15 protein-coding genes are annotated in these 14,313 nt (G+C 60.3%); 4 read left to right on the forward strand and 11 right to left on the reverse strand.

The window, feature by feature from the left end:
- Positions 1 to 44 precede the first annotated feature (44 nt).
- A complete protein-coding gene (locus ACNHGR_RS24370) occupies positions 45 to 956 on the reverse strand; it encodes a hypothetical protein (protein WP_475289574.1) in 912 nt (303 codons plus the stop codon).
- Positions 957 to 1,556: 600 nt separating this feature from the next.
- Here ACNHGR_RS24370 and ACNHGR_RS24375 point away from each other — a divergent pair.
- Genes ACNHGR_RS24375 through ACNHGR_RS24390 form a run of 4 tightly spaced genes read left to right on the forward strand, consistent with a single transcriptional unit; the run spans position 1,557 to position 5,057 of the window.
- Entirely contained in the window at positions 1,557 to 2,990 is a 1,434-nt protein-coding gene (locus ACNHGR_RS24375) for a DUF2235 domain-containing protein (RefSeq protein ID WP_475289576.1), read from the forward strand.
- A complete protein-coding gene (locus tag ACNHGR_RS24380; RefSeq protein ID WP_475289578.1) occupies positions 2,987 to 3,811 on the forward strand; it encodes a DNA/RNA non-specific endonuclease in 825 nt (274 codons plus the stop codon). The genes ACNHGR_RS24375 and ACNHGR_RS24380 overlap by 4 nt, the downstream gene beginning before the upstream one ends.
- Positions 3,799 to 4,698: a hypothetical protein gene (locus ACNHGR_RS24385; RefSeq protein WP_475289580.1), complete on the forward strand. Its 900-nt coding sequence runs from the start codon at positions 3,799 to 3,801 to the stop codon at positions 4,696 to 4,698. The genes ACNHGR_RS24380 and ACNHGR_RS24385 overlap by 13 nt, the downstream gene beginning before the upstream one ends.
- Complete coding sequence (locus tag ACNHGR_RS24390) at positions 4,695 to 5,057, forward strand: hypothetical protein (protein ID WP_475289581.1); 363 nt, start codon at positions 4,695 to 4,697, stop codon at positions 5,055 to 5,057. The genes ACNHGR_RS24385 and ACNHGR_RS24390 overlap by 4 nt, the downstream gene beginning before the upstream one ends.
- A 525-nt stretch (positions 5,058 to 5,582) precedes the next feature.
- Here the strand turns inward: ACNHGR_RS24390 and ACNHGR_RS24395 are convergent.
- The 10 genes from ACNHGR_RS24395 to ACNHGR_RS24440 form a co-directional block, all read right to left on the reverse strand.
- Positions 5,583 to 6,020: a hypothetical protein gene (locus ACNHGR_RS24395; RefSeq protein WP_475289582.1), complete on the reverse strand. Its 438-nt coding sequence runs from the start codon at positions 6,018 to 6,020 to the stop codon at positions 5,583 to 5,585.
- Positions 6,020 to 6,283: a type II toxin-antitoxin system Phd/YefM family antitoxin gene (locus tag ACNHGR_RS24400; protein ID WP_475289584.1), complete on the reverse strand. Its 264-nt coding sequence runs from the start codon at positions 6,281 to 6,283 to the stop codon at positions 6,020 to 6,022. Before ACNHGR_RS24400 ends, ACNHGR_RS24395 begins: the two co-directional genes overlap by 1 nt.
- A 92-nt stretch (positions 6,284 to 6,375) precedes the next feature.
- Entirely contained in the window at positions 6,376 to 7,470 is a 1,095-nt protein-coding gene (locus ACNHGR_RS24405; protein WP_475289585.1) for a relaxase/mobilization nuclease domain-containing protein, read from the reverse strand.
- Complete coding sequence (locus ACNHGR_RS24410) at positions 7,470 to 8,030, reverse strand: hypothetical protein (protein ID WP_475289587.1); 561 nt, start codon at positions 8,028 to 8,030, stop codon at positions 7,470 to 7,472. The genes ACNHGR_RS24405 and ACNHGR_RS24410 overlap by 1 nt, the downstream gene beginning before the upstream one ends.
- Before the next feature lie 164 nt (positions 8,031 to 8,194).
- Entirely contained in the window at positions 8,195 to 9,079 is an 885-nt protein-coding gene (locus tag ACNHGR_RS24415) for a ParB/RepB/Spo0J family partition protein (RefSeq protein ID WP_475289589.1), read from the reverse strand.
- On the reverse strand, positions 9,079 to 9,813 hold the full coding sequence (locus tag ACNHGR_RS24420) for a ParA family protein (RefSeq protein WP_475289591.1): 735 nt from the start codon (positions 9,811 to 9,813) through the stop codon (positions 9,079 to 9,081). Before ACNHGR_RS24420 ends, ACNHGR_RS24415 begins: the two co-directional genes overlap by 1 nt.
- Entirely contained in the window at positions 9,810 to 9,965 is a 156-nt protein-coding gene (locus tag ACNHGR_RS24425; RefSeq protein WP_475289593.1) for a hypothetical protein, read from the reverse strand. The genes ACNHGR_RS24420 and ACNHGR_RS24425 overlap by 4 nt, the downstream gene beginning before the upstream one ends.
- 217 nt (positions 9,966 to 10,182) lie before the next feature.
- Positions 10,183 to 10,506: a single-stranded DNA-binding protein gene (locus ACNHGR_RS24430; protein WP_426387897.1), complete on the reverse strand. Its 324-nt coding sequence runs from the start codon at positions 10,504 to 10,506 to the stop codon at positions 10,183 to 10,185.
- Positions 10,507 to 10,964: 458 nt separating this feature from the next.
- Positions 10,965 to 11,282: a hypothetical protein gene (locus ACNHGR_RS24435; protein ID WP_475289595.1), complete on the reverse strand. Its 318-nt coding sequence runs from the start codon at positions 11,280 to 11,282 to the stop codon at positions 10,965 to 10,967.
- Positions 11,283 to 11,644: 362 nt separating this feature from the next.
- The gene (locus ACNHGR_RS24440; protein WP_475289596.1) at positions 11,645 to 13,576 is read right to left on the reverse strand and encodes a ParB/RepB/Spo0J family partition protein; all 1,932 of its coding nucleotides are present in this window, start codon (positions 13,574 to 13,576) and stop codon (positions 11,645 to 11,647) included.
- Between the last annotated feature and the right edge of the window lie 737 nt (positions 13,577 to 14,313).

Consider the following 14,313-nt stretch of genomic DNA (forward strand, 5'->3'; position numbering starts at 1 on the left):
GATCAAAAAGCGAACCATCCATAGGTCGTGTCGGTCTAGACATCTTATTGGCCGGGACCAAATTCGATATCGGTGATGGTAGCGGTGGCCTTCCCCTCCGCCCACTCGGACGGCACGCTCTTGGCATTATAGAAGTGACCGTTTTCATTCTGCCAGATGTAGTTCGGACGAAGGGGGGTGTTGTTGTCCGAGGAGTAGCTGTTCTCAACAACCCACACCGGGCTGTATTCCTCCTCTGCGATCGGCTTGCCCTGTTCGTCCTGGAAGACAACCTTGACCTTCACGCGATTCAAGGTTCTGTTTCCGTTGTTCTTGATCTTGAAGTCAACGCCTGGAACCCGACCGTCCAACATGCTGTCGAAATACTTCGTCTCAAGATCATAGAGATTCAGATTGTCTCTGATGTAGGTGGCTTCCTCAGTCGACGGTCCATCCGACTCCGTGCCTGGAATGTTCGCGGCGCTGCCCGAAAACGCGGAAGCTCCGTCGGCCATCGGAATCGCATTGTCGGCAGAAATCCCGCCGAAGCTCTTGAACATCGTCCATCCGATAATGCTAGCCGCGATTACGACGGCAACTGCGGCAACCGTCCTCGCTGGGCCGTCGTCTGTGCCAAACAGCGACTGCTCTGCCGCGCGACGCTCCTTGACGCTGGCGTATATCAGCAGGCCGACACCCAAAGCCAGGATCAGCCATCCCCACTGCAATTGAACTGTTCCGGCGGCAGCCTTTGCAACGCCAGCAAACGGATTCCCTTCGAGATCAGCCATGTTGCTGCGCATCTGTGACAGCCGATACTGGAGGGTGGCGAACTGGTAGGCGAGAACCACGCCCGCTGCGATTCCTGGCCAGAAGACATCTTTTTCGCGGGTGTTGACGGCCATGGCACCGCTGATGACCGCCAACGCCAGGATGGACAGCGCGACCAGGTTGCTTCCGTCATTGAAGAGGTTCACGTTCCCAAGAAATGGCAATGTTACGATGGGACAGAACAGTCCCACTATGAGCAGAGCAGCACCTCCCAGTGCCAAATTCCTATTTGTCATGAATCCCCCAGTCCACTCCGCGGACCAAACAGCGCCGGTCCCTCATTTACTCCCATATTCCATAGGTTTCCATCGATCAATCTGTTGTAGTTGGACCTGTTGCTGCCTACGCTTTAGTCATCCTCAGTGAAGGTCCACTGCGCTGCGGGCCCGAACGGAAGCATTACGCTTGCAAGACCGCCAAAGCCTTCATGTCTGGTCCTTCCGCCTGCCCGCCCACCGCAGAGGAAGCTGGTAAGGCGGCCAACCGCAGCCCCGGTGCTAGCACGGTAGGATTAACGTCGCTCGCCAGTTGTTGCCGTGGTCGCGCCCACATTGACGGTGGGGCCGCCAACGCTATCTCTGCCCTAGGCAGGTTCAAAGCGGGCATCTTATGTGTGCAGAAAGGGCCGAAATACTTGTGAATGGTTCATCATTTGTTCTAGATTTTTCGTTGCACTCATGGAATGCACATCCCGGCGCCTCTGATGAATCAGGTGTCGCCATTAATGCTGACACGGGGGGCCAAGTTTGCCGAAGAACATCGTGATCTACTCGGACGGCACGGGCCAAGACGGCGGCGTTCGACCCGAGCAGCGTATGAGCAACATATTCAAGATGTATCGCGCGACGAGACCTGGCGCGGATAGTGAAGTCGATCCTCGCGAGCAAGTCGTCTTCTACGATCCCGGCCTTGGAACCGATGCCGGGGCCACGGGGCTGACGTCTCTCCGACGCGGCTTCACCAAGCTGCTTTCATCGGTGACCGGGCGCGGTATCACGACCAACATTGCGGATTGCTACGAGTTCATCATCAATCACTATCGTCCAGGCGACCGGATATGGCTCTTCGGCTTCAGTCGAGGCGCTTACACAGCTCGGAGCGTGGCGACCGTACTGCGCCTGTGCGGTGTAGCCACCAAGACGCCGGATGGAGACCTGCCCCGTTTTCGGCTGGGCGTGCGCGAGGTTGCCGAAAGAGCCGTCATCCGTGTCGCCGAACATGGTGCAGGGCATCCGCGCGTAAAGTATGAAGCGGAACGGGAGGAGCTTGCTCGTCGATTTCGGATCGACCACGGTTCGGACCGGGATGGTGAGGCAAATGCCGCACCGTACTTCATCGGCGTCTTTGACACGGTCGCCTCTCTCGGCGCAAAAGGCCCGTTGCGCATCGTTCTGGGAGGTCTCCTCGCTCTGCTCGTGCTCGGCGCTGCCGCATTGATCGCGACGCTTACGCATGAGCTGATCCACTTTGGGTGGACAACCTCATTTGTTATCGCTGCCGCTGTCATCGGGACCGTGGCGGCATGGTCGTATCTGAGGCCATCACTGAAGATCTTCATTCCATCGACGCAGTCTCAGCGCAGGACCTTTCATTTGGCGCAGTGGAGCGGTCGCGATTATGACAAGCTACTCGGCAAGGCTGTCGCATACGCCCGACATGCCATTGCGATCGACGAGAACCGGGCCGACTTCCCGCGTGTGCCTTGGGGGCCGGGCTCAGGGGTGCAGAGCCGCCCCGAGGTTGAAGGCGAACCGAAGCCGTTCGTGCAGATGTGGTTCGCGGGGAACCACTCCGACATCGGCGGAAGCTATCCAGAAGCGGAATCCAGACTGTCCGACATCGCGTTGGACTGGATGCTGAAGGAGGCACGCTCCGTCCCGGATCCACTGATCGTCGACGAGAGACGCATCCGCATCTTCCCGGCCCCGGATGGCGTGCAGCATGATGAGATCGCAGGCATGAGCGACACCGTGCGTCAACGCACGCCCACCTGGCTGCGCTGGCTGACCCGCTCGATCACATGGAAGGAAAGCCCGCGCAGCCCCAGGAACGACGCCACCATGCACCCAAGCGTAGCTGAACGCTTCGCTACGACGAGCGTCCCTCGGCAAGGTGGCGATGGGCCATACCGCCCTCCAGTGCTGCGCGAACATGAGCTCTTCCGGAAATTCTATCGATGACCGTTGTCATCAAGGCGAAGCGCTCGAGAGAAGCGAGAATCTTTAGGCTGCGACTGCTGTCGGCGGCGATCTCAGGAATCATGGCGATGATTCCGACCGCACCGGCCAAATCGAGCCAGGCCGAGCTTCACACGTTCCACTGCCTGCATGGCTGCCCTATCGGGGCTCCCGGGATCGACGACATCGTGGTGCGCGAAATCTACACCTTGGCGTCGAATGACCTAACCAAGTTGGCTGACTGGGTCGCTTATCGCGTCACGCCCTCGTCAATCGGGCCATCGGGCGAGCGAAAGTGGGCGGCGGATCCTTGGCTCGACTTCGAGGAGACGCTCGAACCCAAAGACTATGAGGGCGCCTCGCAAGCCCTTGGGGTAGATCGCGGACACCAAGCGCCGCTTGCCGGGCAGTCGGGCACACCGTTCGCGGCTGACACGAATCTGCTCTCCAACATCACGCCTCAAGGGTCAGCTTTAAATCAGGGTGCCTGGCAGCGACTGGAGGCACAGGAGAACGATCTCGCCCAAGCTAAGAACATTGCAGTCTATGTGCTGACTGGACCCTTGTTCGAGCGCGTTCTGCCACCTCTGCCGGGAGCCGATGAACGCCATCGCGTACCCTCCGCCTACTGGAAGGTGATAGTAACGCAGGACGGTCGGATGGCGGCCTTCATCATGGATACCGGCGTAACTAGGACATTCGACCATTGTGAGGCGCGCGTCACGCTCGAAGACATCGAGTTGAGGTCGCGACTCTCACTTTTTCCGCGCCTGGCAAGTCGATCATTCCGCGACCTTTCCCCAGAACTGGGATGCGCATCGTGATCGCAATCGGTGCCGGGCAAGCTGGGCGATCCATCACCTGCCTCCTGTTCGCCCTAGTTATCAGCGGCTGCGCCTCGACACCGTCCGCCGATCTAACCGGCTTCGGACGAGCCGCATCGATATTGCAGGCCGATGTCGCAACAAGTTTCGCTGAAGCGAACAAGTTGACGCGCTCCGTCGAGGTTGACCGGTTCGTTCGCTCAGGTGCGATTGGCCTGTCGGAACGTCGATTCCCGTCGGCTGTCTCGGCCGACGTGGCTGCTAAGTGGCGCGATGCGCTCGGCGATCTCGCCCGCTACGGCAATTTGCTAGCCACCCTTACGGGCCGCAACCGCGGCAGTGTGCAGACCGATGCCTTCCGAGAGCTTGGCGTGCAGCTAAACTCGGGTCCGACCACAGCCGATCTCGATCCGGGTATCACGGCGGGCTTCGCCGCCTTGGCGGGTGCCCTGGTCGATCTGCGGGCACAAGCTAGCGCGCGAGACATCCTGCGGCGTACCAACCCCGATGTCCGTGCCCTATTGACTGCGATGGCCGATGCCGTCGGCAAAAGCGATCGGGAAGGGCTTCGGGGCACAGTGGCGTCAAACTGGACCACGGCGTTGGCTGTATATCAGCGCGCCTATGCCGAGGCTGCTACTATGAAGGCCGATGCGCGCCAGCGGCAGATTGTTGCCGACTACCTGATGGGCATCGACAAGCGGGACGGGCAACTTGCCGCCCTGGCCGGCCTCCGCGCATCGCTGCTTGGCCTAGCCGACGCGCACGCTGCCGCTGCGAACGGATCGAGGCGGCCATTTGACGAGGTGCTCAAAGACATAAATGATCGGCTGGAAAGGACCGAGGCGACCTATCAGGCTATAGACAAGTCGGGAGAAGCGAAATGAACGACAAACCGCCAACGGGAGCCTCAACGAACCCTGATCTTCAGATGATGCACAGTGATCTCATCGCCTTGGTACGGAGTCTGGAGCAATCTATAGACACAGCGCCTACTGCTGCCGCGATTAACGCCATCACTGAACAGTTGGCTGAGGTCAATGCACGCGTCACCGCAACGGGACGGGTACTCTTCGCACAGCAGACGGATGAGATCGCCCATCACGTGAAGGCCGTCACCGCGGCGCTGCCCGGCATAGAGAGGGAGATCGCCGATCTCCAGAATTACGAGGGTATGGTTCGCAGTGTTACTGCGCTGCTCGGCTTCGTCGATGAGGCAGTCCGCGTGGCCACGCTGGCATGTTGATAAGGTCAACTTGGGGGAGCCGAGAGGCCATCTAACGAAGGCGCCGGCCTTTAGAGGTCGACCCTTTATCGCCACTCAGCCCCCGATCTTCGGGCCTCAGGAGCCGACCTTCTGCTATTGGTGGCTGTCGACCGCTTGCAGACATAAGGTTGGGTGTGCGACAATACCATTAACTGCTGATGGGCTTGATGAAAATTTGGACGTGGATAGTTCGTTGCTTATACGTCGCGCTCGTTGAACCGGACCGCTCCTACTGTGGATACGCAATCCAAGCCCGCTTACAAGCCATTTGTGCCAAACCCCAAGAGTCTGTGCCTGTGTGGATCGGGCGGGCGCTTTCAGAATTGCTGCAAAGGACGCTTGCCAGGATTCAGCAACGGTAAGAAATGGCGTCACGCTGCGGAGCAGAAGCGCTGGGCGGACATGGTGCGCCATCTACGCGCCGACGTCACCCAATATACAATCTGGCACCTCAGCCACACGGCACCCGCGCTTGGTTCGTCCTGTATGGCGGTTTGCACCAGCTCAGGAGGTCCGCTTGACCTGCCTCGCGCGGCCCGCGTCATAGGCAGCAAGCCATTTGGTGCGCACCAAATCGTAGAGGCTCGCGGGCAACATGCCGTAGGCCACAGTGCCGTCCTTGTCGCCGGGCACCGGCCGCAGGTCGGGGCCCGGCCACTGGAATCGATTGGCTTCGGTTAGGACAATCCATGAGCGTGAGTCATCGAGACCGAGGCGCACCTTGGTCCGCGTTGGGATCTCGACCGCAAGGCGATCGTCCGCCGGCGGAGCGTGAGTGATTGGGAGCGCCGTCACGATCTGCTGGCCGTCTTTAGTCGTCGTCGTGAGCAGGACAGCGCACGGCCGATCCTTTCTTCCGTCTTCGACGCCAGCCTTGGCTTCATGGCTCCAGAGAAACGAGTAACGAATTACGAGACCGGGTAACGGGACTGGAAGTGGCATCAATGATCCCGGGTCTCGTCATCGAACTGGGCGGCCTCGGACGGTATGCGCGCGGCGGCGACGGCCGCGCGGTCGTCATCGGTGAAGTCGCTGAGAGTCATAACCTCGCGATCGCGGCTCTTGAGCCGTTGATACTCCGCGTGTGACATGAGGACCAGGCTATCATGGCCGTGATGTGTAATAGTAAGCGGCGCTTCCAGCGCTTGGCGGCTAATGCGACCGAACGACTTCGAGGCTTCGACGGAACTGACAGAATGGGACATGGTGATTCTCCTATCCGGAAAATACGGATTTTCTGGAGAAATTTCAAGCGCGGATTGAACTGCGTCTGAAGGCTCCTCGGTTAGGCGCCTGTCTATCGCATCTTGTCAGGAGGCCCGCGCTCTGGCGAGTTCGGACCTTCCCGACTTTTGCTTTGTTGGTCCCTCGCGATCCGCACTCGCTCGACCGCGTCCTTCAACACGCGATCAGGCACGGTTTCAATGGATGGTCGATCTTTCAGGAACGTTCGCAACTCCCGCGCAAGTTCCTCGTCACGCGGATCTCCGGAACCATCCAGGCGGGCGGCAGCCCCTTCATATTGTTCTCTAATGCTGGCCCAACGCTGCTTCGCCTGAGCAACAAATGGCGGCGGTGTTGCTTTGCCGGTAGCGATCGCCAGAGCTTCCCGAGCCTGACGCAAATCAGCCTCGGTCGGCTGCCGCGACACACCGCGCCGGAGCTTCTCCCGCATTTGCGCGAGCGCCATGCTGGTGCCGGCTCTGCCCTGCCCTCGCGTCCAGCGCGGCGTCGCTTCACATTCGACGCCCCGACTCCGCAGCGCCTCTGCGAAAGCGTCCCGAAATTTGAACAGATCCTCCCGCCGCGGATCGAACCGCTTGCCGTCCATCCCCTCGGCCTCAACCGTCATATGCACGTGGGGCCGTGGTGTGTCGGTGTGGAGCGCCATCAGATAATCATGATTGTCGCCTAGGAGCCGTTCCGCCGTTTCGCGGACGGATTGCCTCACCGTCTCAGGGTCGGTACCCTCCGGCATCGAAAAGACCATGGACACCGCGGAGACCGTCGCACGCTGCCGCCAGTATAAAGGATCAGACCACTCCTCAGCGAGCTGCTGGACATCCGCTTTGTCGGTGAGCAGTTCGCCATCGCGGGTTTCAAGCGCGATCTCACCCTTACGCCCAATATAGGCAAGGTGGGCACCGAGATGGTCGGCTCCCTTTTTGCGCCCCGTCACCTTTACCAGCACCTCAGGCGCCTTGTGAACGACGCGGGCCAGGACGGCACGGGGATCGGCGCGGGGCGCCACCACATGTCCCGCATCCTTGCCGAACCCCTTCTGATTCAGCAGACGCTCGGCATATCTGAGATTAGGGTCCCCAAATACGCGCGGCTTGAAGGTCGGCTTCAGCACGCCCCACAGTTCGTCCTCGCGCTCGCCGAACGACATCAGTCAGCCACCTTCCAATAGCTGAGGTCTCCGCGCAGGGCTTCCCCCAAGGCGGCGATCTGGTCGTTGACCTCCTGACGCATCTCGATGATGCGCCGAAGCTCGCCTTCGATTTGCAGCCCATTGTCGGCCAGTGCGACCGTATTGCCGGCACGCGTGGCCTGATTGAGATTGCGGCCAATGCGTTGCAACTGCTTGCGCACCAGGCCGAGGCTCTCACGGAAGCCTGCATCGACACTTCCCTTCAGACCAAGATGGCGGCGAGTCAGGGCCTTGACCCACCCTGCCCGATCCGTTCCGCGCTCGGCCGCCCGCGTTTCCAACACCGCTATCTCGGCATCGGTCAGGCTGATGGTGACCCGGTTGGTGCTGCGCTCCACTTGGGGTTGCACAAGTGGCGCGTCGCCTGCCTGCCGAAGAACCTGAGCCAGGACGGATCGCAGCAGGGCGCTACGCCCTCCCCTGCCCGCGGCCAGCGCATCAAAAGCGTCGAGCGTGGCCCGATCGAGCCGAATGGTAAGGTGCGCTTTGCCATCCTGAGATGCGTTTGCAGTTGTCATCCTCGTCCCTTGTCCGTGATGCCACTGTGTTACAATTGCGACCCTAACCCCTATCCTGCCATCAAAGCAACCCCTTATAAAACCATGCGAATCTGTGGCCCTGGCCACAGTGCTCTACCATGGCCGGAACGCTTGAGAACGCGGAAAAGAAGGGGCGCTGGGATTTAGCGATCGAAGCGGACAAGGCGCGGCTGGTCTTCGCCCTCGAAGTGGATCAGCGCCTCAACCAGGCGGCCACTTTTGCCGCCGACAACAATAGCGCGTGCACCATCGGGGCACTCCGCTCCCGGGCGGGACCGCTTCGGCTGTAACGGCCCTTCCCGTGTCGCAGATGCGGAGCCGGAGTCATGGGAAACCTGCTGCACCGGAGCGAGGTTGCCAGCTTCAAGATCAGCAAGCGGCATGGGGACGGGGCGCGACAGGCTTTCGCAGCCAGCAACGGTGACCAGGCCAGGAGGCGTGGCATCCAGAAACGCCATCACGGTTTCGGGATCGTTGGCGGCGGCTTTCATCAATGCGACCGCGCCGCGGACCGGAATATCATTGAGGCGGGCGGCTATATAATCAGGTGCCGAGGCGAGGCTGTGCAGACGGGAGAGCCTCGCCCGATCCCGGCCTGTGGCGCGGGCGAGATCGACGATGCTCATGCCCGACGCTACCTGATCGGCAACGAAAGCGATCATGTCCTGTACGGACAGCTGTTCGCGCTGATCGTTCTCGATGAACTGATCGATCCTGATCTGGCCAGCATCCAGAACTTCGCGAAGGATGGCGCGGACGGGCTGGCCGAGCTGGAGGCACGCACGCCAGCGCCGCTCGCCGAACTGAATCATGTAGCGCCTATCATCGTCCGCCGGTGCGACGATGATGGGCTGCAGCTGCCCTCTGGCTCGGATGGTTTGGGCAAGTGCGTCGATCTCTTCCGGGCGGATCGCGCGACGCACATTGTGGGGATCGGGATAGACCTGCTGCGGTTCGAGCAGCAGCACCCTCTCTTGGGCAGCAACTTCATCCTTGGCAGCGAATATGTCGAAGTTGCCGAAATCCATCAGGCGCCAATCCTCTGCAATGCCTCGTCCAGGAACGCCTGCATCGGCGGCAGGGACGATCGTACATCCTTGTCGAACCGCCAGACCGGGACGCCGGCCTGCACGGCCTGGCTGTAATGGGCGCGGTCAGGAAGATGCGTGGAAAACAGATTACGGCCGATCTTAGCCTTTAGCTCAGCCAGCATCGCCTGCTGATTGCGATCATTAGCCTTGACCCGGTTGGCGACCAATCCCGCAATCCGGATCGGCGTTTGGCGACCGCGCTGATTGACGGTCTGGATCGAGTTGGAAAGCTGCTTGGTGGAATCGGGTCCAAACGGTCCCAGTTCGACCGGCACGATCAGATCGTCACAGACCATCAGCGCCGCCAAATTGAGCCAGCTCCATGCCGGCGGCGTATCGATCACGCAATAATCATAGGCAGCCTTCAGCGCCGGGAAATTTGCGCGGAAGCAAGTCAGCGCCTTGCCATAGTCGGCATCATATTCTCCGGCCATACGGTTGGAGAATATGGCTCGCTGCAATCCCTCTGACGGAACATAACCCGGCTCGAACAACGGCTTGCATGAGCCAAGCTGCTCGAAATCGCGCAGCGCGGTCGAAGCGTTGCATTGCCGATCAAGGTCCAGCACGAGAACACGGTGCCTAGCATCGGCAAGGTGCCAGGCGAGATGGCAGGCGATCGTGGTCTTGCCCGCGCCGCCCTTCTCGATGTTAACCGCGATCGTTTTCATCGGCGGTCATTCCACCATGACTGGCGGGCATGCCACCAGGTCTCGGCATCCTCATCGCGGATCCGAGAGCCTCTGCTCTTGCTACCCGCACCAAGAAACATGACGACGAACAGCAGGAAAAAGAAAAGGCCAGCTTGCGCTACACCGCTCATGTCCTTCCACCTCCTCAAGATTGCCCGGCGGCGGCGCGGCCTCGTCGCGCTGCCGCCTATGGACGAGCAATCAGCCGACGATGAGCCGAGCTGGCGCATAGGATAATCTCCCGGCGGCGATAACTCAACGAATCCGGCAAAGGATTCAGAGGCTTAAAGCGCAACCCAGATCGGCTGGGTCAAGCCGGGAGGGGCCGCAAAAAGCGGCCCCGCTCCTTTACCGGTCGTGATTTTCGCTGGCCTTTGCGAGGACCGCGAGGCCGTCGGCGATCAGTTCAACCGTGTAGCGTTTGCCGTCAGCCGTGTCGTAGGAGTTCTGCCGAACTCGCCCGGTGACGTGGATCAGATCCCCCTTGTCGATCTTGGTTGCGCGCTCGATCAGGCGACCGAACAGCGTTACTTCATTCCAGTGGGTGTCGGTGACCCACTCACCATCTTCCTGGCGGTTGTAATTGGCGGCGACCGAAATCTTCGCCACCTTCTCATGCTCCGTGACCTTGTTGACGCGGCCGATAATGCGAAATTCAGCGATGTTCTGCATGGGACATTCCTCTTGCTCGATCAGGCCAATTCCTGATGGGGTCTTCAAGGGAGCAAGGCTGACGCGATCCAGAAAATAAACGGAGGGTCCGCACCGCGGAAGCCGTAGCCCTCAAAAGGGCGGTTATTTTCTTGATCGTAGAAGGCGGCCTGCGACCATACCCCATCGCAAACAGGAATTGCGCGGTTGAGCAAGGGCGATCGACACAGAATATCGTTCAAAAGCATCATCATAGCTCAACACTGGGGTGGATGCGCATCGAGGTGGTAACCGACGGCGCCTGACCACCATCCGGAACACTGGGTGCGCGTCACGGCCAATGTGAATGTGGCAGTCATCCGAAGTGCGTGCGCTTACGCAATCCGACCGGGCACAGAGCCGGCTCCGGCATAATGCCAGCATCTCGTGCGCGGGCTGGAACAAAGAGAACGGACAAATTGCCGTGTGGCGCCTGCCAGTCAAAGGCCATGGACTTGCCGGGCTCGATGCCCGGCCGGTCCAATCGGCGCGAAAAACGGAAAGGAGAGAGCGTCGCCGCCGTCCCGCTGTATCAGTAGCTGTCGTCCCGTTTGCGCAGGTACGGCATGAACGATCCGGCCTCTGATGCAGGACATCCGCTCTCCATAATCGCCTTCGTCGATCGCCGTGAAACCGCCGTCCTCATCACGGATGATATGTTGCGGATAAAAGCTGCTGAGCGCCCTGGTCGCGGCGTGGACGAAAGCCGCGATGGTGGTGGACTGTGCGGTGAAAATGGCGGGATGGTTGATGGTCATATGTGCCTCCTCATCTCGACCCTTTTTGAGGAGCGCCGCGCATGCGGCTCGTGTCTGGGTCAACGACGGCACTGCCGCCGAAGCGGGGAGCGCAGGAGCCGATTTTTTCGCGGCCGGAACGAAGCAAGGCGGAGTGGAGGCCGCGAAAAAATGGGAGGTGCCGCTCATCGTTTTCCCAATCCCGGTGCGCATGACATAATGGGCAGTCTGCAAGACACTTCTTTGCTGATCGGTCCTGCGAGGCGTAGCGGCGTGCGGACCGAAGGGTCTGCGCGGCACGCGAGCGAGCCGGCCAGGGCGTTCTGCTTTCAGCGCAAACGCAAGAGGGGAGCCGCCCCGAGAGGGACGGCTCCAGTGCTGATTCACTCTGCGGCTAGGACGATGTCCGGCAAGGCATCGGCGGCATTGAGGCTTTCCTTGTCATTCTCTTCACCATCGCCACTTTCCTCATGGCTCTTGCCACGCTCGATCTCGACATCAGCATCCACTGCATCGATCTCGGGTTCTTCCGGCGTCACAAGAACCGGCGGGAGCCATCCGCGACCGGGGATGCGCTCCGCACAGCTTTGAGCCAGAGCGTCACGCTTCATCTTAGCGCAATTTTCCGCTGTGTCCGCACCACATGCCTCGGTCAGCGCCGACAGCAGCGCCTTCTTGCTGATCCGGCCGAAAAATTCGACGCCGCCTTCCCAATGCTTGCGCATATCGAGCTTCGCCGCGCGCGCGATCCGGTTAGCGCTTTCGAGCCGTTCACGGGAGCTATATTTACTCTGAGTGGCGTTGAGCAGCGCCCCGGAGCATGCCGCGAGCATGCGCTGCACGTCCTTTTCGCTGAGCGACATGATCCACACGAAACGATGGGCAGGATGCTTGGGGGCCGCTCCGATCAGATCGGCCACACCATCAAAGGCCGACGCCATTTCCATGCTGTTATAATCGAAATGCTGGCATGGCTCCTGCAGGTCCGTCCCAACCCGAAGCTCCACCGCATGTTCGGCAGCAAAGCGTTCCGTCACGATCGGCAGAAGCGCGTCGAGCAACACGGCAAAGGCGAGCGACTGATTGCTGGCAACCTCGCTTTGCAGGGCCATGGTTCGCATCCGGGTCAATTCTTCCGTCATGCGGGCATCATAGAGCGGACGAGGCGCGGGCACGCCGTTGGTGTCATGTGCCACGGCGCGCTGCGCCTTGATGCTATAGTGGCTGATGTTGATCTGCCCCTGATGGCCAAGCACCATGAGGATCCGGCCCGATGCTTTCGCCTCGTCAGAGAAATGATGCTCGACGGTGCCGATCTGCTCGATTTCCTCCTCAATTTCCATGAGGATATCGTCATATTCCGGGTCGAAGTCGGGATCGCTGCCTGCTCCAATCTCGGCAACGCGCGCCTCCCGCTTCGCTGTCAGCTCATCCATCCTCGCCTGCTCGGCCTGCGTGACGCTGCGGGTCGTCTCATCGCTGTAGAGGCGGTGCCAGCTATAGCTGTTATAGGGGGTTTCCATGGCAACGACGACATCGCCCCAACCTTGGGCCCGTGCCTCGTCGGCAAGGCCATCCAGCTTCTCGTCGGCAAGCCGCTCCACCAGTTCGGGATCGTCGGCATAGCCCTCCCCTTCTTCGGCAAAAAGGTCACCCGTGATGGTGCCGCCCGCATCGCGATACGCGTCCATGCCGATGAACTTGAACAGCTTGTGCTGGGTGGTGAGTTTCTGTTCGGTCAGCAGTTCGCGCACCTGATAGGCACTGCTTGCCCGCTTCAAAATTCGTTCCTGGCGGGCATGGTCGTTGGTAAGGGTGAAGGCCTGAACGCAGGCAAGGTCGATCTTGTCCTCCGCGAGCGCGTTCAGCACCTTGGGACTAACACCGGCGAGGGCAAGATATTTGCGCACCTCACGCGGATCATAGCCATAACGGTTCGCGATCGCTTCCTCACTATGTCCTTCCTGATGGAGCTTCCCCATCGCCCGAATAGCATCCGCAGGGTGCATCGCAACGCGCTCCGCATTTTCAGCAAAGCTCATGGACGTAGCGTTCTCAGCTTCCCCGACCTTGCAGGGAATTTCGGCATCCTTCGACCAGATGCCGTCCTTGATGAGCTTGGCAATGGCGCGGCGGCGGCGTTCGCCCGCAATGACCTCATATTTGCCGTCCTCACGCGCGGCGGTGACGACGAGGTTCTGGATGAGGCCGTCATTGGAAGCGATGCTGGCGGCCAGCGTGTCGATCCCGGTCTTGACCTTGCGCACGTTGACCGGGGTCGCAACAAGGAGGTTTGCAGGGATATACTGGATCATGTCATTCACTCCATTGGTTCGTAGTTTGCAGCAGCTGCTGCAAACCCGAGGTCGCGCGGAGCAGCGGGGGTGTGGGGGGCAACGAGAATCTGCGAGGAGTGGTGCGGGCGCAGCGCGCGAAGCGTAAGCGAGCCTCGGTCCTGCTGATTGCCGTTGCAGGGGAGAGGGCGGCGGCGCCCCCTCTCCCCCCAACAACAAAACGGCGGAAAAGCTGCGGTACGCGACTTTGATAGATTTTGGCAGCGTGTTCGCTAGCCAAGGGTTATTGTGTGGCACACATGATTAAGTCGCCGATAATGATCAATCTACCCGGATGGGTTCTTGCCCCAGATCTGATGGTTAGGACCGACTGTTATTCTGCTCGATAGTAGCACAGCAAATCACAACGTCTGCCGATCATGACTTGAATAAGATCGATGACCTGATCACGACGTTGATCGGCAGCGTCAAATGATATGAACATTCCGCCGACAAGGCGAAATCTACAGTGATCCAGCGATCCTCTACCGAGCTCGCGGCGGGCACTCTGCCGTGAAGCTACTTCAGCAAACCAGCCGGAGCCTGGGAGGGAAGCCCGATGATTTTGGGTCGGCGGACAAATGACCCGCATTCAGTTCTGATCACGCTTCACGAGGCGCATTCCCCGAAGTGGGGGGCGTTGCGGGGGTGTCCCCCGCATCAGGGGGTAGTGAGAGACGCGGAACGCGGCTCGCGCTCAGGGGGAGCCGTCCCCCCTC

This window comes from Sphingobium sp. RS1 (assembly GCF_056156825.1).

Bases quoted from the DNA above. Each gene is read 5' to 3' on its own strand.
- ACNHGR_RS24405 (WP_475289585.1), bottom strand. From the start codon at position 7,470: ATGTCGTTCGGCGAGCGCGAGGACGAACTGTGGGGCGTGCTGAAGCCG.
- ACNHGR_RS24430 (WP_426387897.1), bottom strand. From the start codon at position 10,506: ATGCAGAACATCGCTGAATTTCGCATTATCGGCCGCGTCAACAAGGTC.
- ACNHGR_RS24420 (WP_475289591.1), bottom strand. From the start codon at position 9,813: ATGAAAACGATCGCGGTTAACATCGAGAAGGGCGGCGCGGGCAAGACC.
- ACNHGR_RS24400 (WP_475289584.1), bottom strand. From the start codon at position 6,283: ATGTCCCATTCTGTCAGTTCCGTCGAAGCCTCGAAGTCGTTCGGTCGC.
- ACNHGR_RS24415 (WP_475289589.1), bottom strand. From the start codon at position 9,079: ATGGATTTCGGCAACTTCGACATATTCGCTGCCAAGGATGAAGTTGCT.
- ACNHGR_RS24380 (WP_475289578.1), top strand. From the start codon at position 2,987: ATGACCGTTGTCATCAAGGCGAAGCGCTCGAGAGAAGCGAGAATCTTT.
- ACNHGR_RS24395 (WP_475289582.1), bottom strand. From the start codon at position 6,020: ATGCCACTTCCAGTCCCGTTACCCGGTCTCGTAATTCGTTACTCGTTT.
- ACNHGR_RS24440 (WP_475289596.1), bottom strand. From the start codon at position 13,576: ATGATCCAGTATATCCCTGCAAACCTCCTTGTTGCGACCCCGGTCAAC.
- ACNHGR_RS24390 (WP_475289581.1), top strand. From the start codon at position 4,695: ATGAACGACAAACCGCCAACGGGAGCCTCAACGAACCCTGATCTTCAG.
- ACNHGR_RS24410 (WP_475289587.1), bottom strand. From the start codon at position 8,030: ATGACAACTGCAAACGCATCTCAGGATGGCAAAGCGCACCTTACCATT.
- ACNHGR_RS24435 (WP_475289595.1), bottom strand. From the start codon at position 11,282: ATGACCATCAACCATCCCGCCATTTTCACCGCACAGTCCACCACCATC.
- ACNHGR_RS24425 (WP_475289593.1), bottom strand. From the start codon at position 9,965: ATGAGCGGTGTAGCGCAAGCTGGCCTTTTCTTTTTCCTGCTGTTCGTC.
- ACNHGR_RS24385 (WP_475289580.1), top strand. From the start codon at position 3,799: ATGCGCATCGTGATCGCAATCGGTGCCGGGCAAGCTGGGCGATCCATC.